Raw genomic sequence first — 24896 nt, 5'->3', positions numbered from 1 at the left:
GAATCACTCCGAACGGTACCGAAGAGCCAGGGCGGCTCCGCCCGCGAATATCCAGTGAAGAGGGTCGGCCATCGCAGCCTCACGTGAGCCGGCGAGATCGGCGATGGCGACGGCATCCGCGAAACCATCGGTCGGGGCGTCGATCGAGCCTGCAACCAGCAGCGACGGAATCCCTGGCGACTGCGCGAGCCTCGCGACGTACTCGGGGACCTTGCCCGCGGCCGACTGCCTGTCGTAGCGGCCTTCACCGGTGATGACGGCATCCGCTCGCGTGACCAGAGCGGGGAGCCCGAGTGCCTCGCCGACGGCGGCAGCGCCGGGCGCCATTCGAGCGCCCCACGCGAGCAGAGCGAACCCGGTTCCTCCGGCCGCGCCGGCACCGTGCTCGTTCGGTGAGACGGGTCGTGCAGCGGCCATCGCATCCGCCAGTCGGCGCAGCCCATCTTCGAGCAGCGGGATATCCGACGGGGTGGCGCCTTTCTGCGGCCCGAACACGGCTGCAGCGCCGGATGGCCCCAGCAGCGGGCTCGTCACATCGCTCAGGATCCGCGCACCGCCTGGAGGAAGCGGGCGGAGGTGCGCAAGATTGACCCGATCGAGCGCACTCAGTCCGCTGTTGCCCGTCGGGATCTCCTGCCCGTCGGCGCCCAGCAGGCGAGCGCCGAGCGCGGTCAATGCACCGGCGCCGCCGTCGGTCGATGCGCTTCCGCCGATCGCGAGCAGCAGCGCCGACGCGCCGGCGTCGAGGGCGGCGGCGATCGCCTGGCCGAATCCGACGGTGTGCGCGTCGAACGGCGCGAGTTCACGCATCCGTCCCAGCCCGCTCGCGTCCGCGAGTTCGACGACCGCCGTGCCGTCCGGGAGTTCCAGCCAACTCGCGTCCACCGGCCCACCGTCGGGCCCGTGCACACGGACCCGGTTCCGCACCGCTCCCGGAACCGCCGCGGCGAACGCGTCCAGCGTGCCCTCGCCCCCGTCCGCCATAGGCGCCAGGACCAGCTCGTCATCCGGACGCACCGATCGCCAGCCGTCGGCGACCGCCGACGCAACCGCCACGGCGGATGCCGAACCCTTGAATGAGTCCGGGGCGACCACAATGACGCTCACGCGACTCCTTGGCGCAGACCCACCGTGCGCTCGAACGCCTCCACCGTGCGGGCGACCACCGCCGCCGGCTCGTCGGCCCAGATCGCCTCGTTGAAGATCTCCACTTCGATGTCACCGGTGTACCCGGCCGCTTCGACCGCCGCCGTGATGGGGCCGAAGTCGATGTGCCCGTCGCCCATCATCCCGCGGGCCAGCAGCACGTCGGCAGCCAGAGGCGTGACCCAGTCGCAGACCTGATAGCTCGCGATCCTGCCTGTCCGGCCGGCGCGGGCGATCTGCTCGATGAGCTGCGGGTCCCACCACACGTGGAACGTGTCCACCACGACTCCCACCGCCTCGGCCGGGAACCGCTCCGCGATGTCGAGTGCCTGGCCGAGGGTGGAGAGCACTGCGCGGTCGGCCGCGTACATCGGATGCAGCGCTTCCAGCGCGAGAGTGACCCCGGCTGCGCGGGCCTCCGGCTCCAGTTCGGCCACCGCGTCGGCAACACGCTCGCGCGCACCCGCAAGGTCGCGGGATCCGTCCGGCAGACCGCCGGCCACGAGGACCAGAACAGCCGCCGAGCCCGGCGCGCCGCTGGCGGCAAGGCGCGCGGTCTCCTCTATCGCGCGCCGGTTCTCGTCGAGTGCCGCTCGGCGTTGGGCGCCTTCGGGAGCGGTGAAGAATCCGCCGCGGCACAGGCTCGAGACGCGGAGACCCGAGTCGGCCACCATCCGGGCCGCCACGTCGACTCCGACCTCGGCCACGGGCTCGCGCCACAGCCCGATCGACTCCACGCCCCCCTCCGCGGTCACCCGCAGAGCATCCGCCAGCGAGGCGTACTTGATCGTGGCCTGATTGATCGACAGGCGCGGGTCGGGCCGGGTCATGCGTTGACTCCGTTCAGTCGCAGCAGCGCATTCCACCGTTCCGCCGCCAGCTCCGGCCGCTCCAGCGCACCGGATGCGGCGCCCAGCCGGACAAGCTCGGACAGGTGCGGGAGGCTGCGGGCCGAGTGCATCCCGCCCACCATCGAGAACGCCTCCTGGTGGCCATTCAACCAGGAGAGGAAGGCGACTCCGGTCTTGTAGTGGAAGGTCGGCGCAGCGAACACCTGGCGCGACAGCTCCTGCGTCGGTTCGAGGATCTCCCGATAGCGCGCCACGTCGTCACGATCGAGCGCCTGGATGGCCGCCGACGCCGCGGGAGCGAGGCAGGCGAAGGCGCCGAGCAGGGCGTCGGAGTGGTCACCGCTCGGCCCGTCCCCCTCGATCAGCTCGACGTAGTTGAAGTCGTCGCCGGTGAACATCCGCACGCCCTCGGGCAACCGGGCACGGAGCGACCGCTCCGCTTCCGCATTCAGCAGGCTCATCTTGATGCCGGTCACCCGGCCGTCGGCCGCCTCGATGATCCGCAGCACGGTCTCGGCAGCCGGTCCGAACTCCCGTGAGCCGAAGTAGCCGGTCAGCGCCGGATCGAACGCGGGCCCCAGCCAGTGCAGCACCACCGGCGTGGAGGCCGCGGCCAGCACCTCGCGGTACACGCGCTCGTAGTCGGCCGCCGATTCGGCGGCGCGGGCGAGGTGCCGGCTCGCCATGAGGACGACTCCGGCGCCGGCCTCCTCGGTGAAGTGCAACTGCTCCGTGTACGCGTCGATCACGGCGCCGAGCGGGATGACCGCCTCGTCGACGTGGTCGGTGTTCACCCCGGCCAACACCGATCCGCCGACCGAGCGGGCGTCCGCCGCACTCCGGCTGATCAGCTCACGCGTCGCTGCGGCATCCAGCCCCATGTTCCGCTGAGCCGTGTCCATAGCGTCCGCGACGCCCAGCCCCCACGAGTAGACGTGCCGGCGGAAGGCGAGGGTCGCATCCCAGTCGATGTCGGCCGGAGCGCCGGGCACGTTGTCGGCCCAGGCCTTCGGGATGACGTGAGCGGCCGCATAGGCGACCCGCGACCGCAGCGGGGCGGTGGGCCGCTCGAATGCGGGGGCCTCACCGAGGTCGGCCGTAGCGGTCGTACCGTCGGTGTTCAGGAGGGTGACGGCAGTCATGCGAGCGACACGTCCGGCAGCTCGATGCGGCGACCCTCGCGCGAGGAACGCAGGCCCAGTTCGGCGAGCTGCACCCCGCGCGCCCCGGCCAGGAAGTCGTACCGGTTCGGCGCATCCTCGAGCACGTGCCGCAAGAACTCCTCCCACTGAGTCTTGAACCCGTTCTCGAACACCTCGTTCGCGGGAGACTCGATCCAGTCGGCGGCGTAGTCGTGGGTGTCGGCGAGGTCGGGATTCCACACCGGCTTGGGGGTGGCATTGCGCGGCTGGATCTTGCAGCCGAACAACCCGACGACGGCGCTTCCATGAGTGCCGTCGACCTGGAACTCGACCAGCTCATCGCGGTTCACACGCGTGGTCCAGCTGGAATTGAGCTGAGCGGTCACGCCGCCGGCGAGCTGGAAGATCGCGTATGCCGCGTCATCCGCGGTCGCCGGGTACGGCCGGCCCTGCTCGTCGACCCGCTGCGGGATCTCGGTCACCGCCTGCGCGTAGACCGACTCCACCCGGCCGAAGAGGTTCTCGAGCACGTAGCTCCAGTGCGGGAACATGTCCACGACGATCCCGCCGCCGTCCTCCGCCCGGTAGTTCCAGCTGGGCCGCTGGGCGCTCTGCCAGTCGCCCTCGAACACCCAATAACCGAACTCACCGCGCACGGAGAGGATGCGCCCGAAGAAGCCGGAGTCGACCAGCCGCTTCAGCTTCCGGATGCCCGGCAGGTACAGCTTGTCGTGCACGACGCCGTTCTTGACGCCCGCCTCGTCAGCGAGGCGGGCCAGTTCGAGTGCCTCCTCGAAGCTGTCGGCCGTCGGCTTTTCGGTGTAGATCGCCTTACCTGCCGCGATCGCCTTCCGGATTGCGGCGGAGCGGGCCTGCGTGACCAGGAAATCCGCGTAGATCTGCCACCGGTCGTCGGCCAGCGCCGCTTCCAAATCGGTGGTGTACTCGGCGATGTCGTGCCGCTTCGCGAGCTCCGCCAGCTTCTCCTCCGACCGCCCGACGAGCAGCGGCTCGACCTGCACGCGGCTGCCATCGGACAGCTCCACACCGCCTTGCTCGCGGATCGCGAGGATCGACCGCACCAGGTGCTGCCGGTAGCCCATGCGCCCGGAGACGCCGTTCATGATGATGCCGATCGACGACACGTGTACTCCTTCGTGACTGCGTGTGTTTGCCTACCCGCCTGTGGGAAAGCGCTTACCCGAGCGTATCAGAACCGACGCGGAGGAGCACCGGCCGAGTGGTGGGAGGCCCGCTATTGCGCCCGCGACGAGGCCGACACCGCCGCATCCGCCGGGACCGCCGTGAAGTCGATCCCCTTCGCCTGCTTGCCGACAGCGGTCAGCACGATCACCCCGATCGCGGCGATACCGACAGTCGACGCCATCGCCCAGCCGTAGCCGAGCTGGGGCGCCAGCGCCTGCTGGATCGGCAGGTTGAAGGCCGCGATCACGTTGCCCAGCTGATAGGTGACACCCGGGTAGAAGCCGCGGATGGCGTTCGGCGACATCTCGTTGAGGTGCGCCGGGATCGCTCCCCATGCGCCCTGGGTTGTGAACTGGATGAGCGCGGAGCCCAGGCAGAGCAGCCCTGCCGTTGTCGAGAAGGCGAAGATCGGGATGATCGGCAGGGTCAGCGCCGCCCCGAGGATGATCGTCGCCTTGCGACCCCAGCGATCGGAGAGGTTGCCGAGGACGATGCATCCGATGATCGCGCCGATGTTGTACACGACGGCGATCCAGCCGGCGGTCGCCGCATCCAGTCCCGCTCCCCCGTGGTCGGTCGCCTTGAGGAACGTCGGGTAGATGTCCTGCGTGCCATGGCTCATCCAGTTGAACGCGGCCATCAGGATGACCAGGTACACGAAGCGGCGGAGCACCTTGCCATCGAAGAACACACGACGGATGGAAGTGCCCGCCTTGCGCATCGTGACCTGCGTGTTCTCCCAGACCTCCGACTCCTTCACCCGCGAGCGAATGATCAGCGTGATGAGCGCCGGCAGGATGCTGAGCGCGAACATCCACCGCCAGTTCAGCCCCAGCACGGAGTGCACCAGGAGGAACGCCAGCGCCGCGAGGAGGTAGCCGGCCGAGTAGCCGGCCTGGAGGATGCCCGAGTAGAAGCCCCGGCGCGTGCGCGGGACCTTCTCCATCGTGAGCGCGGCTCCGAGGCCCCACTCGCCGCCCATCCCGATGCCGTACAGCAGCCGCAGGATGAACAGCACCGTGAAGTTCGGCGCGAAGGCGCAGAGGAAGCCGACGATCGAGTAGAAGCAGACATCCACCATCAGCGGGATGCGGCGGCCGATGCGGTCCGCCCACAATCCAAACAGGTACGCGCCGACCGGCCTCATGATCAGGGTGATCGTGGTCAAGTAGGCCATCTGCTCGAGGGGGACGTTGAACTCTGCCCCGATCTCGGCGTAGACCAGCACGATGATGAAGTAGTCGAAGGCGTCCATCATCCAACCGAGCAGCGAAGCGATGAAGGCGTTCCGCTGGTCGCGGTTGAGGCGGACCGAGGGGGTGGCGGTGTCGGACACTGGGTTTCCTTCCGATCGACGGTGATCGGCAGCGCGCGAGAAAGCGCTTACCAGAGCGTCACACTATCCCGCGCTCGTGACGTGTCAAGGGGCCCGGCTCAGAGAGCGGGCGTGGACGCCCGCAGCCGCACCTGGGCGGCCGCAACCGTCGGTGTCGATGGCTCCGGGTGTCCCGACAGCGCCAGGTTGAGCGCATGAGCGCCGATGTCGGCGAGGGGAAGCGCGACGGAGGTGAGGGCTGGGGTGACGTCGGCGACCAGGGGGATATCGTCGAAGCCGGCGACCGCGATCCCCGTTCCCGGAGTGATGCCGGCCTTGCGGAGCGCGGCCATGACTCCGAGGGCCATGACGTCGCTGACGGCGAAGATGCACTCCGGACGCTTGTCCGATGCCAGCAGCTCTGCGGTCGCCCGCTCCGCGCCTTCGCGCGAGAACTCGGTGTGGACGACATCACTCGAGGACGCGACCGAGCGGAATCCCTCGACCCGGTCGCGCACCGTGACGAGCTCCTCCGGCCCCGCCACGATCGCGAAATCGCGGTATCCGCGGGCCTGCAACTCGGTCGCCAGCGCAGCGGCTCCCGCGCGGTTGTCGACGTCGACGGTCGCGAACTCCGACGCGCCTCCGCCGATCACGGCGACGCGGCGTGACGGCAGGTCGGAGGTCGGCGCGCCGACCACCCGGCTGCTGGCCAGCACCACAGCGCGCGGACGCTGTCCGCGCAGCGCCGTGAGTGCGGACCTCTCCCGTTCGACGGACGCGTCGCCGACGTACGGCCCGGTGGCCGAGATCGTGACGACGAGCCCGCGCTCGTCCGCGACCCGGACCACCCCCGAGGCGATGGCGGCGAAGTACGGGTCGGCGATGTCACCGACCACGAGGGCCACAACGTTGCTGGTCCCGCGCGCGACGGCCTGCGCCTGCAGATTTGCGCTGTAGCCGAGGGCGCCGGCGGAGGCGAGCACCCGATCCCGCAGTTCCGGATTGACCGTGCGGGCGCTGCCGTTGAGGGCACGGGAGGCCGTCGCCAGCGAGACGCCAGCGTGCGCCGCGACCTCCGACAGCGTGGGCACCCTCTCGTTCACGCCTCCAACTTAGCCTGGCGCGCCGTCCCGGGACGGCGGTTCGCAGGACAGGGCGGAAGTGTTGACGATGAAACGGTTCAGCGCTAACCTACGACGAAGCGTTCGGAAAGCGCTTACCCCATACGGTCAACGATGACAGGAGAGACGATGCCCGACGAAGTGACATCGGCAGACGCGCGACGGATGCCGCGACGAGCCGCGATGAGCGGCTGGGTCGGCAGTGCCCTGGAGTACTACGACTTCTCGATCTACGCCGCGGCCGCGGCCCTGGTCTTCCCGCAGGTCTTCTTCCCTTCCGAGAGCCCGGCCGTCGCCCTCGTCGCCTCCCTCGCCACCTACGGCGTCGGCTACGTGGCCCGCCCGCTCGGCGCCTTTGTGCTCGGCAACTTCGGCGACAAGCACGGCCGCAAGCGTGTGCTCGTCTTCGCCATGATGGTGATGGGCCTTTCGACCCTGCTGGTCGGGCTCCTCCCGACATACCAGCAGGTGGGCGTCCTTGCGCCGATCCTGCTCGTCCTCCTGCGGCTCATCCAGGGCTTCGCCGTGGCCGGTGAGCTGGGTGGGGCCAGCGCGATGATCGTCGAATACGCACCGCAGGAGCGGCGCGGGTTCCTCACCAGCTTCAGTCTGCAGGGCACGCAGGCGGGCAGCATCCTCGCGTCGGCCAGCTTCATCCCGCTGGCGACGTTCCTCTCCCCCGAGGCATTCCTCGCCTGGGGCTGGCGGATCCCGTTCCTGCTCAGCGTCGTCGTCATCGTGGCGGGCCTGATCATCCGCTCCCGGGTCGAGGAAACCCCTGCCTTCCTGCGCGAGGAGAAGGCGGCCAAGGTGCCGCGGGTCCCGGTCGCCGAGCTGTTCCGGCAGAACGGCTGGACCGTATTCCGCTGCGTCTGCATGGGCCTCGCGAACGTGATCGGCACCACTGTGGTCGTCTTCGGCACGGCCTACGCCACGCAGCCCGCCTACGGGGTCGGGATGAGTCCCTCCGTCTACCTGTGGATCCCGGTGATGGCCAACATCGTCGCCATCATCCTCATCCCGTTCTTCGGAAAGCTCTCGGACCGGATCGGCCGCCGGCCGCTGATGATCTTCGGCCCGCTGGCCGCCGGTCTCCTCTCGTTCGCGTATCTGTTCGTCGTCAGCTCCGGCAATGTACCGCTGACGATCGTGCTCGCCATCCTCATCTTCGGCATCCTGTACCAGCTGTGGAACGCGACCTTCGCGAGCTTCTTCCAGGAGCTGTTCCCGACCCGTACGCGCGTCACCGGGTTCGCCGTGTCGCAGAACATCGCTCTGTTCCTCACGGGCTTCCTGCCGAGCATCTTCGCGGCAATCGCGCCTCCCGGGAGCTCGGCGGTGCCCCTCATCATCGGCTCGGCGACGCTGCTCCTGTCGTTGGTGTCTGCCGCGGCCGCCTGGCGTTCGCGGGAGACGGCGAGGATGGGTCTCGAGGACCTGGACACCGCTGCCCTGGCGGCGGTGACGAAGCGCCGCTCGTCGACCCGGGTCGAGGCGCGCGCGTCGCAGGACTGACCGGACGCCCTGGCACGGGAAAGGGAGGGAACGCGATGAGTGCAGGCGCAGCGCGCGTGGCTCTGGTCGGTGCCAACGGGTTCGGCGCCGTTCACCGGCGCAACCTGGAGCGGCTCAATGGGCTGGGACGCGCCCAGCTCGTCGCGATCGCCGAGCCCGCACCCCTCCCACCGGGGGCTCTCCCCGACAGCGTCCACGTCTACCCGGACCTGCGTTCCCTCCTCTCGGCCGAGGCCGACCTCGACGTTGTGATCGTGTCGACGCCTCTGCACACGCACTTCGAGTTGGCCGAGCACGTTCTCGCCTCCGGCGCGGACCTCTACCTCGAGAAGCCTCCGGTCACCTCCCTCGCGCAGTTCGACCGGCTGCGCGAGACGGCGACGCGGGCCGGACGGCTGGTCCAGGTCGGTTTCCAGAGCCTCGGCTCGCACGCCATCCCCTGGCTGCGGTCCGCGGTGGATGGCGGGACGCTCGGAGAGGTTCGCGCGATCACCGCAGTCGGAAGCTGGACCCGCCCACGGTCGTACTTCACCCGCTCGCGGTGGGCCGGCAAACGCACTCTGGACGGCGTGGATGTGGTCGACGGCGTCGCAACGAACGCGCTGTCCCACGCGGTCGTCACCGCCATGGGGGTCGCCGACGTGCGCCGTGCGCGCGATGTTGCACGGGTGGAGGTGGACGCGTTTCGTGCCAACAACACGGAGAGCGACGACACGACGGTCGTGCGAGTGCGCCGGCAGGGACGTGCGCCGGACCTCACCTGTGCGCTCACCCTGTGCGGCCCCGAGGAGGCCGAGCCGTACGTCACCGTGCACGGTTCCCAGGGCACCGCGACCTTCTCGTACGTGCTCGACGAGGTGCGGGTCGTCGACGCGACCGGCGAGCACGTGGAGCGGTTCGGGCGCGACGACCTCCTCGAGAACCTGCTGGATGCGCGTGCCGGTCACGGCGACCTCCTCAGCGCTCTCGCCGACACGGAGGCGTACATGACCGTCCTCGAAGCGGTGCGGACCGGTCCCGCTCCCCGCCTCATCCCGGCCGGGTACGTCGACCGCGTGGTTTCCGGGGGCGAAGAGCGGCTGATCGTCCGGGGAATCGAACGGGATGTGGTGCGCGCGGCGGCGGCGGAGGCCACCTTCAGCGAGCTCGAGCTTCCGTGGGCGGTCGACGCTGCGTCGGACGGTGATGAGCGGGACGCGGGCATGGTGATCGGAGACCGCGTCGTGGCGCTCAGCCGGGTCGGGAACGACCGGGCTGCCTCTCTGTCGCCGCGACCGTACTTGCATCCCGTGCGCACCCGTGGCGGAGTCATCCTCACCGATCACCTGCCGCTCGACCACCCGTGGCACCTCGGGGCAGGTGTCGGGATGCCTGTCGTCGCGCCGGTCGGCCGCGCGACGTCCGAACGATCGTCCGCGAATTTCTGGGGCGGCCCGGACTACGACTCGGGATCCGGCGCATACGCCTGGGGCGGCGCACACGGAGCCATCGACGTTGTCGCCTCAGCAACGGGACGCGATCGAGTGGACCAGGAGCTCGCCTGGCGCAACACCGAGGGCAGCGACCTCCTGCGCGAGCGGCGCGAATGGCAGGCCGAGGAGGTCGACGAACGCACCTGGCGACTCCGGTTGCGCTTCGCACTGCACGCGACGCATGCTGCGGTGGCACTCGCCAGTCCGGAAGCGCTCGGCCGCGCGGGCGCCGGCTACGGCGGATTCTTCTGGCGATTCGCGCCGTGCGAAGGCGCCGATGTCCTCACGCGGGATGCGAGGGGAGAGCAAGCCGCGAACGGCAGCCGCTCGCCGTGGCTGCTGTGGACCGCGCAGTTCGCCGACGCGCCCGCCTCCGTGCTCTTCACCGCGCCCCCTGAATCCGATGACCCCTGGTTCGTCCGTGTCGACGACTACCCGGGCGTCGGCTCCTCGCTCGCCGGGGCCGACGCGCTGACTGTCCGCCAAGGGGAACCCGTTGTGCGCAACCTCTCGATTTACGTCAGCGACGGCATGCTCAACCGCGACGACGCGGAGCGGCTCTTCGAGCGGGAGTCGCGATCGTGAACACCACCCGCACCTCCGCTCCGCGGGGGCTGCCTCGTCGCCTTCGTCCTTCGTCCTTCGTCCTTCGTCTCGATGATCGCGACCGTATCCCTGGCTCGCGATCAGCCGACGCTCATCGCGAAACCGGCTCTGGCTCACCTGCACCGACGGAGTTCCCGCCGACGGCCGAAGTGTCGAGCGTCACTCGCGGCGCGATGATGGCGACCCCCTGCGGTTCGAGCGTCATCCCCAAGGCGTCGCCACCGGTCAGGAGGTCGGTGCCGTCCTCCCCCACTGTCACCGCGGTCGCACCGTGGTTGATCAGGAAGAGCGCTTCCCCGCGCTGTACCGTCTCCACGAAGCCGTGCTCCAGATCGACGACCGGCGTGCGCACCTCGACGCCGCTTTCAGCGATGAGGTGGGCGACCAGCGTCGCCGCATCCTGACGGCTGAGTCGGGTCGCCAGGTACCACGCGGCTCCCGCTCCGTGCGCCCGACGGGTGAGCGCCGGCCAGCCACTCAGGTTCCCGCCCTCGAAGACGGCGCGCACGGCGGCGTCCCGCACGTGGACGGATTCGCTCCATTCGACCCCGGTCACCGCCTCCGCCCCGAAGATGTCGCCGCGCACCTGCACGGTGGGGGCGACTGTCGCCTCCGGGGTCACCGGGATGGCGCCGGGCCGCGCCCATGCTCCGCCCAGCGGCCAGAACTCTTCGACCCACACGCCGAGGGTCGACTGCAGGTCACCGAGGTAGCCGCCGAGCCGCACCCGCAGGTCCTGGTCCACGATGCCGGTCTGGCTGGTAACGAGCACGGTGGATCCGGCGCGCACGGCGGCGTCGATGGCGGCGGACTGGGCATCGGTCATCACGAACAGGCTGGGAACGATGACGATCGGATATCCGCTCAGGTCTTCGTCGCCGCGGGTGAGGTCCACGGTCAGGCCAGCCTCGGTAAGCGCTGCGTGCCAGTGGGCGGCGAGAGCGAGGTAGTTCGAGGTCGTGGGAAGTCCGGCCTGTTCGATCGCCCACCGACTGTCCCAGTCGAAGATCACGGCCGCTTGCGCCCGGGTCTTCGTGCCCAGCACCGACCCGAGCGTCGCGAGCTCGGCGCCGAGCTGTTCGACCTCTCGCCAGATGCGCGTGTCCGTTCCCGCGTGCGGCAGCATCGCGGAGTGGAACTTCTCGGAGCCAGCCGCAGACTGGCGCCATTGGAAGAACAGGATGCCGTCGGCACCGCGAGCGAGCGCCTGATATGAGAGCGCACGCATCTGCCCCGGCGCCTTCGGAACGTTGGCCGGCCGCATGTTGACGGCGCTGGTGGACTGCTCCATGAGGAGCCACGGCTTGCCCCGGCCGAGCGAACGCATCAGGTCACGGGCCATTGCCGAGCCGCGGGCCGCGTCGGGATCGGCGGGGTCCGGATACAGGTCGTCCGAGATGACATCGACGTGCGGAGCCCACGCCCAGTAATCAAGGTTGCGGAAGGTGCCCATGAAGTTGGTGGTGACGGGAATGTCCGGCGTGAGTTCGCGCAGGATCGCCTTCTCGTCGAGAAAGCACGCCAGCAGCTCGTCAGAGCTGAAGCGGTCGAAGTCGAGCGACTGCGTCGGGTTCGGGAAGGCGGGCGTGGCACGTGGCGGCAGGATCTGCTCGAACGACCCGTATGTCTGCGACCAGAAGGCCGTTCCCCAAGCGGCATTGAGTGCGTCGATGGTCTCGTACTTCGCTTCCAGCCAGCGGCGGAAGGCGGCCGCCGACTCATCGCAGTAGCAGCGGGAGACGTGGCAGCCGTACTCGTTGTTGATGTGCCACATGACCACGGCCGGATGCGAGCCGTAGCGTTCCGCCAGCTTGCGGGTGAGCCGCGCCGCGGCACGCCGATAGGCCGGGGAGCTCGGGCAGTAACCCTGGCGCGAGCCCGGCGAGAGGCGGATGCCGTCGACCGTCACCGGTAACGACTCGGGGTACTCGTGCGAGAGCCACGGCGGCGGTGCGGCGGTGGCCGTGGCGAGGTCCACCTTCACACCGTTCTCGTGCAGCAGTTCCAGTACGTTGTCGAGCCAGTCGAAGTCAAAGCGGCCCTCCTCCGGTTCGAGCAGCGACCAGGCGAACACGCCGACGGTGACCAGAGTGACGCCGGCGCGACGCATCAGGTCGACGTCCTCGTCCCACACCGCCTCCGGCCACTGCTCGGGGTTGTAGTCGCCGCCGAACCAGGGGCTGTTCTTGAAAACGGGACGCATCGGATCGGGCTTCCTTCGACTGTTGGGGGCTACTTGATCGCGCCGGCGCTGATGCCGTCGACGATCTGACGCTGGGCGAAGAGGTAGAAGACGACGACCGGGACGATCGAGATCAGCGTCGCCGCGAGGAGGATCTGCGGCTGCGGAGTCTCAGCGGAGACGAAGCTGGTCAGCCCTCGCTGCACGGGCATCAGGGAGTTGTCGTTGAAGATCACCAGGGCCATCAGGTACTCGTTCCAGACCGCGAACGCCTGGATCACGGCGACCGCGGCCAGACCGGGCTTGGCAAGCGGAAGCATGATCCGGAAGAAGATGCCCAGGGCCGAGGCGCCGTCGAGCGCTGCCGCCTCCTCCAGGTCTTTCGGCTGAGAGGCGAAGAAGCTGCGCATGATGAGCGTCGAGATGGGGATGCCCGTGGTGATCAGGATGAACACGTAACCCTGGCGGGTGTTGGCCAAGTCGAGAGCCAGCAACACCTTGTACTGGGCGAGGAACATCGCGGGCGCCGGGATGATCATCACGGCGAGGATCAGAGCGGTGAACACGCCCTTTCCCTTGAAGTCGAGCCGCGCGAGGGCGTAGCCGGCCAGGCTAGAAACCAGCAGGATGCCGGCTACCGCACACAGGGTGTAAATGATGCTGTTGGTCATGTACACGCCGAGGTTGCCCTTGACCCACGCCGTAGCGAAGTTCTGCCATTGCGGCACGGCGGGGAGCAGCGCGTCGCCCTTGAGGAGTTCCGGCAGGCTCTGCATCGAGCCGGAGATCATCCAGAGGATGGGGAACAGCGCGCTGAGCGCCGCGGCCACCAGCAGGGCGTAGAGGGCCACGCGTCCCGGCCGCAGCGGCCGGCGGCCCGTGCGCGCCTCAGCCATCGCAGTCTTTTCGCGCGTACCGACGTAGTCGGGCGCATGGGTTGTCGTCGTCATGGTCGTCTTCCTTTCCACTCAGGCGTTCGCGCGGCGCCGCGAGAAGCCGAGCTGGAACAGCGACAGGAGGATGAGTGCGCCGCCGAAGATCACCGACATGGCGGCGGCCGCGCCGTAATTGTTATAGGTGAACGCCTGCGTGAAGATCTGGAGGGTGGGCACCATCGTGGTGTACCCGGGTCCCCCGTTGGTGAGCACCTGCACCGTCCCGAAGATCTGCAGCGCCGCCAGCAGCGTCAGGAGGCTGACCACCGTGGTCACCGGCGCGAGCTGCGGCCAGGTGATGTAGCGGAATTTGGCCCAGCCGCGGGCGCCGTCGAGTTCGGCGGCCTCGTAGAGGTACTTCGGGATGTCCTGGAGGCCGGCGAGGAACAGGATGAAACCGAAACCCCAGTGCAACCAGAGGAACACGCCGATGACCGCGAGCATCGCGACGTTGGGGTCGTTCAGCCAGTCGTGCCGGAGGAATCCCAGTCCTACCCAGCCGAGGAGCTTGTTCACGACGCCTGAGCGCGGATCCAGCATGGCCGAGAAGACCATGCCGACCACGACCACCGACAGCACGCTCGGCAGGTAGTAGACGGTGCGGAAGAACGTGCGGCCCTTGCGGACGGCGTTGACGGCGAGCGCCATCACCATGGCGACGCCGTTGCCGACGATGAAGCCGACCACGCCGAAGATGAGGACGTTCTTCATCGAGGCCCAGAACGGGGCGCTCTTGAAGGCGGCCTGGTAGTTGAGCAGGCCGACCCAGGGGGTGTCCGGGCTGACGCCGTCCCACGCCTGGAAGCTGAGCACGATCGACTCGACGAACGGCACCAGGGTGAACACGGCGATCAGGGCGATCGCGGGCACCAGGAACAGGTAGCCGGTGAGCGACTTGCGGCCTGCGATGCGGCGCCGCCTGCGCGGCGCTCCGAGGGAGCGCCGCGCAGGTGTGGTGCTGAGGGTGGTGGTCACTGGCTTGCGTCCTGCGCGTTCTGGACGTCGGCGAGCAGGTCCTTGACCGTCATCTGACCGAGAACGAGGCTCTGCACGTCGCGGTTGATCGCGTCCGTTACCTGGGCGCTGAACGTGTTCGGGATGACCTGCTGGTTCTTTGCGGCCGCTGCGAAACCGGTCAGCGTGTCCGGGAGCTTCGAGCCGCTCAGGAGCGACGGGCTGGTGGGGATGATGTACGCCTCCTTCGCGAACACCGCCTGCTGCGCCGGCTGGGTGAGCCACTTCACGAAGTCGAGCGATGCCTGCACGTGCTGACCGCGCGGGTTGATGACGGCGCCCTTTCCGGGGACGCCCGGGGAGCGGGGGCTGTACTTGGCGTCAGATGCCTTCGGCAGCGACAGCGAGAAGAACGCGGTGTAGTCCGGAGCCGTCTTGTGGGCGACCGAGACGCCGGGCGATGCGTCGAAGATCGTTCCCACACTGTGCTTGGTGAAGAAGTTGGTCTCCACGGTGGGGTTGTCCGTCGAACCGCCCGGGATGGAACCGCCCTGGATGGCGCCCGCCTTCTTGAGGTCGGCGATCACCTGGAACGCCTTGGCCCATCCGTCGGACGTCCACTTGTAGTCGCCGGCGAAGGTGTCGTTGATCTGCTTGTCCGTCAGCCAGTTCGAGGCCAGGTACTGAACGAACTGGGGCGTGAGGGATGCGGCGACCGAGAAGCCGCCGTTGGGGTTCTTGTTGCTGGCGGCCAGCTGCTTGATGAGGTCGGACACCGTCTTCGGCGGCGTGGACGCCGTGATCCCGGAGTTCGCCGAGTCGGAAATGAGACCGTATGCCTGGTTCTCCCAGTGCACCGTGTAGATGCCCGGCTTCACGCCCAGGTTGTTGCCCTTCGCGAAGGTGGCGAGCTTGATCACCTCGGGGGTGAAGTTCTTGCTCCAGTCGCCCTTCAGGTCCTTGGTCAGGTCGAGCGCCCAGCCGGCCTTGTAGAAGGGGGCCATGGAGACCGGGTTGAACGACGAGTAGATGTCGGGCATCTGCTTGGACTGCGCATCCGCTTGGAGCTTCGGCAGGTAGTCGACCGGGCCCGGCGTGTCGATGGTGACGGTGACGCCGGTGTCCTCGCCGTACTTCTTGGCGAGCTCGTTCAGCACCGCCTCCTGGCCGCGGGACTGGTTGAGGAACGTCAGGTGCACGTCCTTCTCAGCCGTGGCTGCCGCCGACGGGGTGGCCGACGGGCTTCCGCCGCTGCAGCCGGTCAGCAGCAGGGCCGCAGCGGCGACGGTCGCGCCCGCTGCCAGGACCATCCGCCGATTGACTTTGGATCGATTCAACGTGCGTGGAAGCATTCGTCCTCACCTTTGAAAGACGCCGGGGCGATCCGCCCTGGCCATGTGGAATGGGATTGCGAGACTTGAACTCTGAGTCTCTTATAGAGTTCGCATGTGGATGGTAACCAGTGCGACTCGAGGATGTCAATTCTTAGTCGTCAATAGTTTTAAGAAAGTTTGGGCTAGGGTTTCGGCATGACGAATACGGTCGGCATCCGGGGCCGGCGCGGCAGCTACGCCAAGACGAAGGAACGCCGCCGGGCCATTGCGGAGGCAGCCCTCGAGATCGTTCTCGAGAAGGGGCATACCGCCCTCATCACCGCCGAGGTCGCCCAGCGGGCGGGCCTGAGCGAGCCCGGCGTGCTGTACCACTACCCCACCAAGGACGACCTCCTGCTCGCCGCCCTCCGGCTCTCCGACGAGTTCGAGTGGTCGACGATGCCGCTCGGCGAGTCCGTTCGGCGGGCACCTGCCCGCGCTGCCGAGAGCCTGCGGCGCATCAACGTCGTCCGGCTCCACACGGCGATGTTCGGGGAATCCAGCGACCCGTCTCATCCCGCGCACGAGTACTTCAAGGAGCGCTGGCGCGCCGGTGATGAGCGCATGGTGGAGAGCATCCGACGCCTGCAGGCCGCCGCCCTCATCGATACGGCGATCGACCCCCACCGTGCATCCCGCTGGATCCACACGGCCTGGGAGGGCCTTCAGCTCCAATGGCTCGCCGAGCAGGACTTCGACATCGCAGCCGAATTGAAGCTACTGATCGAGCGGATCCTCGGCGTCACGATGGACGAGATCGATCAGGCGACGCAGCACCGCGACTGAGGCCTACAGCGTCTCCCCCGCGTCCGCCAGCAGCGTGCTGCCGGTCATGATCAGCGACAGGTCGCTCGCCGCGAACAGCACCACGCGGGCGATGTCGTCCGGCGTGCCGAGGCGACCGATGCGGCTGTGCGTCATGACATCGAGCGGCGGCAGCTTGATGCCGGCCGCGGCCGCCTGGTCCGCCGCAGCCTTGCCCGCCGCGATGTTGCCCTCGGTCGGCACGAAACTGGGGGCGACGCCCAGCACACGTACACCGAGTGGCGCCAGGTCCACGGCCAGCGATTTCGTGAGCCCCCGCGCCGCGTGCTTCGAGCTGACGTATGCGGCCATCCCCGGAAACGCGACCTGGAAACCGGCGGTCGAGATGATGTTGACGATCACTCCGCCTGAGCTATCGGCGGCCATGCGGCGAGCAGCCTCCCGGGAGCCGAGGAACACGCCGCGCGCGTTGACGGCGAAGACGCGGTCCCACATGTCGTCCGGCATCTCGAGCACAGGTGCATTGGGGAACAGGCCGGCGTTGTTGACCCAGATGTCGAGGCCCCCGAGCTCCGAGACGGCGAGGTCCGCGGCTGCGATGACGGAGGCGGTATCGGAGACATCGGCGCGCGTACCGATCGCGGTGACGTCGTAGCGCTCGGCGACGTCCGCAGCGGCCGCGCGGGCGAGTTCTTCGTTGAGATCGACGATCAGGAGGTCAGCACCGGCCTCCGCCAGGCGGAAGGCGATGGCCTTGCCCAACCCTTGAGCTCCTCCCGTGACGACCGCTCGCCGTCCGTCGAGCGAGATCAGTTCGGAGACAGGGATGCCGGAGACATCGGCGAAGGGATAGGGCACAGGGACCTCCTCAGGACGTGGGAAAACAAGTATTGGCAGACTATGCCATAACCTCATTGCGAGCAATCCGCTAGCGTCGGACCATGGTTGGGAACCGCAGCAGAGGAGGTCGGCCTCCCATCGCGGACGAGGACGACCTGCGCACGCGCGCCATCGCCGTCCTGCAGCGGGACGGCTACCGCAATGTGACCATGTCGCAGATCGCGGCGGAGACCGGCGTAAGCGTTCGGACCCTCCACCGCTACTTCCCCGGCAAGGCCGACATCGTCTGGGGCGGGATCGAAGGGTCCCTCGACGCCCTCCGAGACGGCCTGGCGCACGCGGACGACACGCTCCCACCATTGGACGCGATCACTGCCGTCGTGGCCGCGGTCTTCGACCAGGACGCCGACGAGGTCGCCGTCGGCCGGGCGAGGATGCGGCTGATCGCCACGGAGCCCGACCTGGAGAGCACGCGTCCCGACACCTACCGCCAGTGGCGGGCCCAGACGGTCGCCTTCTTCGCGCGCCGGCTCGGCCTGCCTGCGGACGATGTCGTCCCGCAGGCAGCCGGAGCGGCCGTCCTGAGCACGATCATGAGCGCCCTCTCCTGGTGGGCCGTGCAGGACGACTCGGACATCTCACCCGCGGCTGCGGTCACTCGTGCCCTGCGCGGCCTCAGCAGCGCTACTCGGACAGATCCTCGACACGAATGACGGTGTCGCCGTAGCGGGCGAAGCCGTGGCTGCGCGGCCGGCCGTCGGCGTCCTGCCCGAACAGCAGTCGCGTCCCCTCGTCGAGACCCGACCAGGAGGCCCGCAGGCGCATTTCACCGTCGACATCCCCGGTCAGCTCGAGGTCAGCCTCGTAGACCGCGCCGCCCATCATCGACCCGTTCGATCGCTCCGCGCCGTTGAGGACATTGCGCCCGTCGTCGCTGTAGTCCACGTAGCGGGAGGACGCGGACCAGGTGCCGCGGCCGTCCGAGGAGCGGTCGAACTCGAGATATCCGGAGTGCGCACCCGCGATGCGGCCGGACGGCACGAACTCGGCGGTACGGCCGAGCAATCGCTCCGCGTCGCGACCACCGATCGCTGAGGGCGTCGTCGCCGGCGTCGTGACGGTGGGGATCGGTTCCCCAGGGCCGTGGTCGCTCAGCTGTGCGGTGCGGATGCGCAGCTCGGGCCCCAGGTCGCCGTCGCTGCCACGTCGCATCTCCATCCACATCGCATGGCGTCCGTCCGGGTGCCACGACATCGGCGAAACGTAGACCCACGAGTCGTCCGCGCTGTTGAGCGGTACACCGACATAGTCGGGATCGGTCTTCGAGCGCTCCATGTCGATCAGCACCGGACCGATGTTGCCCGACCGGAAGCGGCGGACGCCGTCGACGGCGTACATGTACAGCGCCCAGGCCATCGGCATGGTCACCAGCGTCGCGTGCGGTCGCGGCACCAACCCGAGGAAAGCCGGGTTCGTACGCACCGACGCTCGGGAGGTCATCACGATCCCGAGCCGTTCGTCCGGCGACAGGATGGTGGTCTCGTCATAACCGGGCGTGCGGGTGATCGGCTCGAGCGCATCCGTGAGGAGATCCTGGACGACCGAGTCGGTGAGCGGGGCGCCCCCGTCCCCCACCGCTGAAATGGCGGTGCCGCCTCGGACGAACTGCTTCACCTCCCCGCCGAGCATGGGCCGAGCCGTGAAGTAACCCTCCCGCTCAGGATCGGGCGAGAGTGCGTCCGTGCTGCTGATGATGACGGGATCGACGATCGTGTAACGGTCCTCGTCACGGCGCAAACGCCCCAGGGCGACGACGGCGGTCATGTCGGTCCGGAGGATGGTCCACGCGATCCGCTCGCCGTCGGGGGAGACGATGATCTCCGACCAGTGGTGCGAGGTCAGCGCGTCCGAGGTGAGGTTCCATGGGTACTCGACCGGGATGAGCTCGACGGTCTCGGCCCGATCGAGATCGGGTGTCGCCTCGAGCACGTGGTCGCCCAGCAGCATGCGGCGGTTATCCGCAAATGGCATGTGGCGGATCCCGTTGGCGGTGCGCTTCCGCTCGACGGGGCCGCGGAAGATTTCGGTGAAGTCGGAGCCGTCGTCGTCCACGACCGCGGCGCGCAGCCAGTCAGCAGGGTCTTTTTCTGTACGGAAGAGCAGGAACACCCGGCCCGAAGGCGTGTAGGTCGCGCTCGGCGCCCGGACGTACGCGGGGAGGGGCACCGACGAGATCCGAATTCGGCCGAGCGAATCGTCCACGGCCTCCTGCACCTCCTGGGCGGTGTCCCCGGTGGTGCCGGTCATACGGCGGCTTCCTCTCCGACCTCGGCGGTCGCCCAGTCACGGATATCGGCGGCGACGGCGGCGGGGCCGCCGTCGATTGCGAACTCACTTCCGTCCTCGTCAGCGGCGAGCGGCTCCAAAGTCTGCAGTTGCGAATCGAGGAGTGCGTTCGGCATGAAGTGGTCGGCGCGCGCCTCCATCCGCTCCCGGATCACATCCACCCTGCCGTTCAGGTGGGCGAAACGCACGGGCGTGCCCGCCTCCTCCGCGATGGCCTCCCGGTATCGGCGGCGCAGCGCCGAGCAGGCGACGACGACTCCGCGCCCGGCCTGCACCTGTTCGCGGATGGTGTGCCCGACGGTGAGCAGCCACGGGCGGCGGTCGTCGTCGGTCAGCGGCGTCCCGCCGGCCATCTTGTCCCGGTTGGATTGTGGGTGCAGATCGTCGGCATCCACAAAAGGCACGTGCAGCAGCCGCGCGAGCTCCCGGCCGACCGTGGTCTTGCCGGAACCGGACACCCCCATCACGACAATGGAGGGCGGTGGCGTTGAGGTGATCATGTCAGCGAACCGCCTTCACCTTGGTGAAGATGATGAGTCCGCCGATCAGAGCGAACACGGCCCCGATCAGGTAGAGGGCGGTGTAGTTCTTGTCCGCTCCGACCGCACCGATGGTGATGATCAAGGGCGCGATGAGCGGGGCGATGGCGCTCGGGATCTTCTGTGCGAAGGCGACGACCGCAAGGTACCGGCCGGCCTCGGCACGGCTGGGCAGAACGGCGAAGACGATGGCCTGATCGACGACGCTGAAGGCCGCGATCGCCAGCTGCATGATGACCGAACCGATGATCAAGGGGAGCAGCGAATGCGCGAAAGCCTCGACGCACGCCCCCGCGACGAAGAGCAGCGAACCGATCAGGGTGAAGAGCTTACGGCGGCCCAGCTTGTCGGAGAGGAACCCGCCGAGCAGAGCTCCACCGGCCGCCGCGACCACACCGATGATCCCGATCGCCGCGACCACACCGGCGACCTGGATGACGGGGATATGAAGGCGTTGCGCGTAGAAGAAGGTGCCGAACGTGGTGTTGAAGTAGAGCCCCATGAAGAAGATGAACCGACCGAGCCAGTTCCACCCGAAGTCCGGGTACTTGCGCGGGTTGAAGACGTAGGAGCCGAACAGCGTCTTCACACCGATGGCGTCGTTTCGGACGATAGCCCGTGAGCTCCCCTCGCGCTTGATGAAGACGAACGCCAAGATCAGCACCAGGCCGATGACTGCCGGGAGAACGAAGATCATCAGGGTGGACGACACCACCGCGTAAGCGATACCGATGCCGAACACCGGCGCGATCTGGGTCGTCACCCCGGTGAGCGCAGAGGCGCGGCCCCGCTGCTCCTCCGGGACACGGTCGGCGAGCATCGTCTGGATTCCCTGACCGGCTGTCGCCCAGCCCAGCAGGCCGACCACCCAGCCGACCCCGACGAGGAAGATGTTGGGGGCGACGGCGATGAACGCGACCGCCACCAGACCCACCAGCCCTCCGACGACGATGAACGGGGTCCGTCTGCCGAACGGAGAGCGCAAGCGGTCGCTCCACACGCCGAGCAACGGGCTGAGGACGAGATAGATCAGCTGAGCCGTGCCCGTGACGTAACCGAGCACCTCCTCATGACCGGGGGCCAGTTGCGTGACTCGCACCGCCAGGGAGTACGTCAGGGGCACCATCAACGCCAGGCTGGCGCCGAAGTTCGCCACCGTGATCCAGAACAGGAAGCTCGCGCTCACCCGGTTCAGCGGCGGCGCGACGAGATCCGGCCCGTTCACCTCCTGGTTCTGCGGTCCCGCAGCGGGCCCGGCGGTCGTTGGCAGGACCGTCGTGGCTTCCACGCGCACAGCGCGGGAGGATTTGGTGTCGAGATTGCTGTACTTGCGCATTGCGTTGACTCCTTCGTCAAGTGAACAGTGTTCAGGCGGCGCTTACCAGTCGTGGACGGTGCCGTCGGCGAGCCGGTTGTAGGGGAGGTAGGCGCGGATGTAGGGGTACTTGCCGGCCTCATCGACATCGAGTTCGACGCCGAGGCCGGGGTTGTCCCCGGGATGCAGGAAGCCGTCATGCCAGCTGTAGGACTGCTGGAACACGGCGTTGGTCTTCTCGCCGTGCTGCATGTACTCCTGGATGCCGAAGTTGTGGATCGCGAGCCCGAGATGCATGGCAGCCGCCATCCCGACCGGCGAGATGTCGGTCGGCCCGTGCATGCCCGACTTGATCTGATACTGCGAGGCGTAGTCGAGCACCTTCTTCAGGTGCGTGATGCCGCCGGTGTGGGTGACGGCGCTGCGGACGTAGTCGATCAGTTGCTCGCGGATGATCTGCTGGTAGTCCCACACCGTGTTGAAGATCTCCCCGATCGCCAGCGGCGTCGTCGTGTGCTGGCGCACCAGTCGCAGCGCCTCCTGATTCTCGGCCGGGGTGCAGTCCTCCAGCCAGAACAGGTCATACGGCTCGAGGGACTTGCCGAGCTGCGCCGCCTGGATGGGCGTCATCCGGTGGTGGCCGTCGTGCAGCAACGGCAGTTCCGGGCCGAACTCGTTGCGGACCGCCTCGAACACCGTCGGCATGTGCCGCAGGTAGGAGCGGGTGTCCCAGTCCTCCTCGTTCGGCAGCCCACCACGCTGGGCGGGTTCGTGGTCGTAGCGCACACCCTGGTTGGCTTCGTAGGTGGCGTTCGATGCGATCCCGTAGATCGACTTCAGCCCCGGTACCGCCGACTGGATGCGGATCGCCCGATACCCCTTCTCCTGGTGCTCACGCACACTGTCGAACAGCTCCGGCAGGTCACGGCCCGACGCGTGCCCATACGCCAGCAGACCCTCGCGGGACGCGCCGCCCAGCAGCTGGTATACCGGCATCCCGGCCGCCTTGCCCTTGATGTCCCAGAGGGCCATGTCCACCGCGGCGATGGATGCCATCGTCACCGGTCCGCGGCGCCAGTAGGCGCTGCGGTAGAGGAACTGCCAGGTGTCCTCGATCCGGGAGGCGTCCCGGCCGATCAGCAACGGGACGACGTGCTCGGCGAGGTAAGCGACGACCGCCTGCTCCCGGCCGTTGAGCGTTGCATCGCCGAGCCCGGTCAGACCGTCATCGGTGGTGAGCTTCAGCGTCACGAAGTTCCGGTCCGGACTGGTGACGATGACTTCGGCTTTGTCGATGCGCATTGATGGTTCCTTGAAATCGTGCGGGAGTCGGTCAGTCGGTGCTGCCGGGTTTGCGACCGTCGAGGCCGCGCCATCTGCTCTGCAGCGAGAAGGCGGCCCCCTTCGGCTTGCGGTCGCGGGTGAAGACGCCCTTCTTGTTGCCGTCCACCCGATGGATGCCGGGCCCGGTCATGAAGTCGGCGAAGTTCCAGATGTGCTCGCCCACGAATTCGGGGATGCGGTCGAAGACGCGGTGGTAGGCGGCGAGCAGGTCGGTCTGGTACTCCTCCGTCCAGGGCATGTCCCACACCGAGTGGAGGCCCGGCTGAGTGTCGGCGCCGTACTCCGACATCATGATCGGCTTGCCGAACCGCTGCACCCAGCCGCGAAGTTCTTGCTCGAGGACCGTCTCGGCCGTCGCCAGGTCGCCGGTGAAGACGTACCAGCCGTAGTAGCGGTTGATCGACAGCACGTCGAAGAGGTCGCCGATCTTGTCGTTCGCCGGTGTCGCGAACATGACAGCGGCGTACGTGAGCGGACGGGTGGGGTCCAGCTCGCGGGCGAGGCTCACCAGGGGCTCGAAGTACTCGCGTGAGCCCTCCTCGTTGGAGGCCGGCTCGTTGGCGATGCTCCACATCACGACGCTCGGGTGATTCTTGTCGCGCGCGATCAGCTCGCGGAGGTGCTGCGCGTGGACGTTCTTGGTCTCGCCGCCGAAGTTCTCCTCGGCGAACGTCGGTGTCGGCGGGATGCCGGTGAGACCGCCCTGCACACCCAGGTTCAGGCCGACGGCGGCGGTCTCGTCGACCACGACGATGCCGTGGCGGTCGGCGAAATCGAGCACCTCCTCCGCGTACGGATAGTGGCTGGTCCGGAAGCTGTTCGCACCCGTCCACTCCAGCAACTGGAAGTCGTGCACGAGGTAGGCGTCGTCGTGGCCCTTCCCGCGGACCGGGGTGTCCTCGTGCTTTCCGAAACCGGTGAAGTAGAACGGCTCTCCGTTGATGAGGAACTCGGTGCCGCGCACCTCGACCGTCCGCACGCCGAACGGAAGCGTGTAGCTGTCGACGAGTTCGTCGCCATCGAGCAGCTCGACCACCGCGTCGTAGAGGTAGGCAGAGCCCGGTTGCCACAAACGAACGTCCTCGAGGCGGATCGTGCCGGCGGAGCCGGCGCTCACGGCGACCTCGGTACCGCTCTCGTCGAGCACCCGGACGCGGACCGCGACATCGTCGCCACCGGTGCGGACGCTGTAGTCGACCGTTCCTGCCGTACCGTCGATGCCCGTCACGACGGTGATGTCGTCGACGTACGACGTGGGGCTGCTGTACAGCTTCACCGAACGGGCGATACCGGCGTAGTTGTAGAAGTCGTGGAAGTAGGTCTGACGCTCGCGGCCATCGGGCCCCACGGTGACGGAGCCAGGCGGAATCGTCAGGTTGGTGAGGCGGTTGTCCACCGCGATGGTGAGCCGGAACTCCTTACCTGCCTCCAACACGTTGGTGAGATCTGCCTCGAACGGCGTGTAGCCGCCGACGTGCTCGGCGACCAGGAGGTCGTCCACATAGACGGCAGCAGCGTGGGTCACCGACCCGAACCGCAGCACGATCCGCTCCCCGTTCCAGCCACGAGGCACTCGGGCGTCTCGCTGGTACCACACGACCCCCACATGGTCGCGGATCGATGAGTCCACGAAGAGATCGTTGTAGCTCGCCGGTACCGGCACCTCCAGCGCCGTGTCCAGGCGCGCCTTCCAGGGTTCGGGGCCAGTAGCCGTGTCGAGCGCGAAACGCCAGAGGCCGTCGAGGGCGACGACCTCTCGGGTGGGTGTGATTCGGGGGCTGAGCATGGTTCTCCTACGCGGCACTGCGGGGTCAGTGGACCTAGTACAGCAGGTTTTTGGAATTTCGGCAAGCGATTGCCATAATGGCACTGCGAACTCCGCAACTCACGCAATATGGAGGCGATGACGCCGATGACCGAGGCGGC

The 24896-nt window shown here is 68.0% G+C and carries 20 protein-coding genes; 4 read left to right on the top strand and 16 right to left on the bottom strand.

Going from position 1 to position 24896, the window contains the following annotated elements; all coding sequences use genetic code 11:
- Positions 1–3 precede the first annotated feature (3 nt).
- The 6 genes from AB4Y74_RS01250 to AB4Y74_RS01225 all read right to left on the bottom strand — a co-directional run bounded on the left by AB4Y74_RS01250 (position 4) and on the right by AB4Y74_RS01225 (position 6766).
- On the bottom strand, positions 4–1107 hold the full coding sequence (locus AB4Y74_RS01250) for a glycerate kinase (RefSeq protein ID WP_441797302.1): 1104 nt from the start codon (positions 1105–1107) through the stop codon (positions 4–6).
- Positions 1104–1976 (bottom strand): sugar phosphate isomerase/epimerase family protein, encoded by an 873-nt coding sequence (locus AB4Y74_RS01245; RefSeq protein WP_441797301.1) that lies wholly within the window; start codon positions 1974–1976, stop codon positions 1104–1106. Before AB4Y74_RS01245 ends, AB4Y74_RS01250 begins: the two co-directional genes overlap by 4 nt.
- Positions 1973–3139: a dihydrodipicolinate synthase family protein gene (locus AB4Y74_RS01240; protein ID WP_441797300.1), complete on the bottom strand. Its 1167-nt coding sequence runs from the start codon at positions 3137–3139 to the stop codon at positions 1973–1975. The genes AB4Y74_RS01245 and AB4Y74_RS01240 overlap by 4 nt, the downstream gene beginning before the upstream one ends.
- A complete protein-coding gene (locus tag AB4Y74_RS01235; RefSeq protein WP_441797299.1) occupies positions 3136–4284 on the bottom strand; it encodes a Gfo/Idh/MocA family protein in 1149 nt (382 codons plus the stop codon). Before AB4Y74_RS01235 ends, AB4Y74_RS01240 begins: the two co-directional genes overlap by 4 nt.
- Before the next feature lie 110 nt (positions 4285–4394).
- Positions 4395–5681 (bottom strand): MFS transporter, encoded by a 1287-nt coding sequence (locus tag AB4Y74_RS01230; RefSeq protein ID WP_441797298.1) that lies wholly within the window; start codon positions 5679–5681, stop codon positions 4395–4397.
- A gap of 98 nt (positions 5682–5779) precedes the next feature.
- A complete protein-coding gene (locus AB4Y74_RS01225) occupies positions 5780–6766 on the bottom strand; it encodes a LacI family DNA-binding transcriptional regulator (protein ID WP_441797297.1) in 987 nt (328 codons plus the stop codon).
- Positions 6767–6913: 147 nt separating this feature from the next.
- Between AB4Y74_RS01225 and AB4Y74_RS01220 the strand changes: the two genes are divergently transcribed.
- Both AB4Y74_RS01220 and AB4Y74_RS01215 read left to right on the top strand, forming a co-directional pair.
- Positions 6914–8299: an MFS transporter gene (locus AB4Y74_RS01220; RefSeq protein WP_441797296.1), complete on the top strand. Its 1386-nt coding sequence runs from the start codon at positions 6914–6916 to the stop codon at positions 8297–8299.
- Positions 8300–8334: 35 nt separating this feature from the next.
- Positions 8335–10356, top strand: coding sequence for a DUF6807 family protein (locus tag AB4Y74_RS01215; RefSeq protein WP_441797295.1), 2022 nt, complete (start codon positions 8335–8337; stop codon positions 10354–10356).
- Between the two features lie 112 nt (positions 10357–10468).
- Here AB4Y74_RS01215 and AB4Y74_RS01210 read toward each other — a convergent pair whose 3' ends face one another.
- Genes AB4Y74_RS01210 through AB4Y74_RS01195 form a run of 4 tightly spaced genes read right to left on the bottom strand, consistent with a single transcriptional unit; the run spans position 10469 to position 15758 of the window.
- Positions 10469–12580, bottom strand: coding sequence for a beta-galactosidase (locus AB4Y74_RS01210; RefSeq protein ID WP_441797294.1), 2112 nt, complete (start codon positions 12578–12580; stop codon positions 10469–10471).
- A 29-nt stretch (positions 12581–12609) separates the two neighbouring features.
- Entirely contained in the window at positions 12610–13509 is a 900-nt protein-coding gene (locus AB4Y74_RS01205) for a carbohydrate ABC transporter permease (protein ID WP_089877319.1), read from the bottom strand.
- A gap of 18 nt (positions 13510–13527) precedes the next feature.
- Positions 13528–14469 carry a carbohydrate ABC transporter permease gene (locus tag AB4Y74_RS01200; protein ID WP_441797293.1) on the bottom strand — a complete coding sequence of 314 codons (942 nt, stop codon included), beginning with the start codon at positions 14467–14469 and terminating at the stop codon, positions 13528–13530.
- The gene (locus tag AB4Y74_RS01195) at positions 14466–15758 is read right to left on the bottom strand and encodes an extracellular solute-binding protein (protein ID WP_441797292.1); all 1293 of its coding nucleotides are present in this window, start codon (positions 15756–15758) and stop codon (positions 14466–14468) included. Before AB4Y74_RS01195 ends, AB4Y74_RS01200 begins: the two co-directional genes overlap by 4 nt.
- A 219-nt stretch (positions 15759–15977) precedes the next feature.
- Here AB4Y74_RS01195 and AB4Y74_RS01190 point away from each other — a divergent pair, with 219 nt between their 5' ends.
- On the top strand, positions 15978–16607 hold the full coding sequence (locus AB4Y74_RS01190) for a TetR family transcriptional regulator (RefSeq protein WP_441797291.1): 630 nt from the start codon (positions 15978–15980) through the stop codon (positions 16605–16607).
- Positions 16608–16610: 3 nt separating this feature from the next.
- Here AB4Y74_RS01190 and AB4Y74_RS01185 read toward each other — a convergent pair whose 3' ends face one another.
- Positions 16611–17444, bottom strand: coding sequence for an SDR family NAD(P)-dependent oxidoreductase (locus AB4Y74_RS01185; protein ID WP_441797290.1), 834 nt, complete (start codon positions 17442–17444; stop codon positions 16611–16613).
- An 83-nt stretch (positions 17445–17527) separates the two neighbouring features.
- On the opposite strand from AB4Y74_RS01185, the gene AB4Y74_RS01180 reads away from it, so the two are divergent.
- Entirely contained in the window at positions 17528–18139 is a 612-nt protein-coding gene (locus AB4Y74_RS01180) for an acyl-CoA-like ligand-binding transcription factor (RefSeq protein ID WP_441797289.1), read from the top strand.
- Here the strand turns inward: AB4Y74_RS01180 and AB4Y74_RS01175 are convergent.
- The 5 genes from AB4Y74_RS01175 to uidA are packed head-to-tail and all read right to left on the bottom strand — an operon-like array spanning position 18111 to position 24756.
- Positions 18111–19733, bottom strand: a complete 1623-nt coding sequence (locus AB4Y74_RS01175) for a hypothetical protein (RefSeq protein ID WP_441797288.1) — start codon at positions 19731–19733, stop codon at positions 18111–18113. The genes AB4Y74_RS01180 and AB4Y74_RS01175 overlap by 29 nt on opposite strands.
- Positions 19730–20272, bottom strand: a complete 543-nt coding sequence (locus tag AB4Y74_RS01170) for a gluconokinase (protein ID WP_441797287.1) — start codon at positions 20270–20272, stop codon at positions 19730–19732. Before AB4Y74_RS01170 ends, AB4Y74_RS01175 begins: the two co-directional genes overlap by 4 nt.
- Before the next feature lies 1 nt (position 20273).
- Positions 20274–21647 carry an MFS transporter gene (locus AB4Y74_RS01165; protein ID WP_441797286.1) on the bottom strand — a complete coding sequence of 458 codons (1374 nt, stop codon included), beginning with the start codon at positions 21645–21647 and terminating at the stop codon, positions 20274–20276.
- A 42-nt stretch (positions 21648–21689) separates the two neighbouring features.
- Positions 21690–22928, bottom strand: a complete 1239-nt coding sequence (manD, locus tag AB4Y74_RS01160; RefSeq protein ID WP_441797285.1) for a D-mannonate dehydratase ManD — start codon at positions 22926–22928, stop codon at positions 21690–21692.
- A gap of 31 nt (positions 22929–22959) precedes the next feature.
- A complete protein-coding gene (gene uidA, locus AB4Y74_RS01155; RefSeq protein ID WP_441797284.1) occupies positions 22960–24756 on the bottom strand; it encodes a beta-glucuronidase in 1797 nt (598 codons plus the stop codon).
- Positions 24757–24896: the final 140 nt, after the last annotated feature.

It is taken from the genome of Leifsonia sp. RAF41, from assembly GCF_052114085.1.
Classification (GTDB): Bacteria; Actinomycetota; Actinomycetes; order Actinomycetales; family Microbacteriaceae; genus Leifsonia.
Note: the sequence above shows the minus strand (reverse complement) of the source record. Positions and strands in the feature narration are given on the sequence as shown.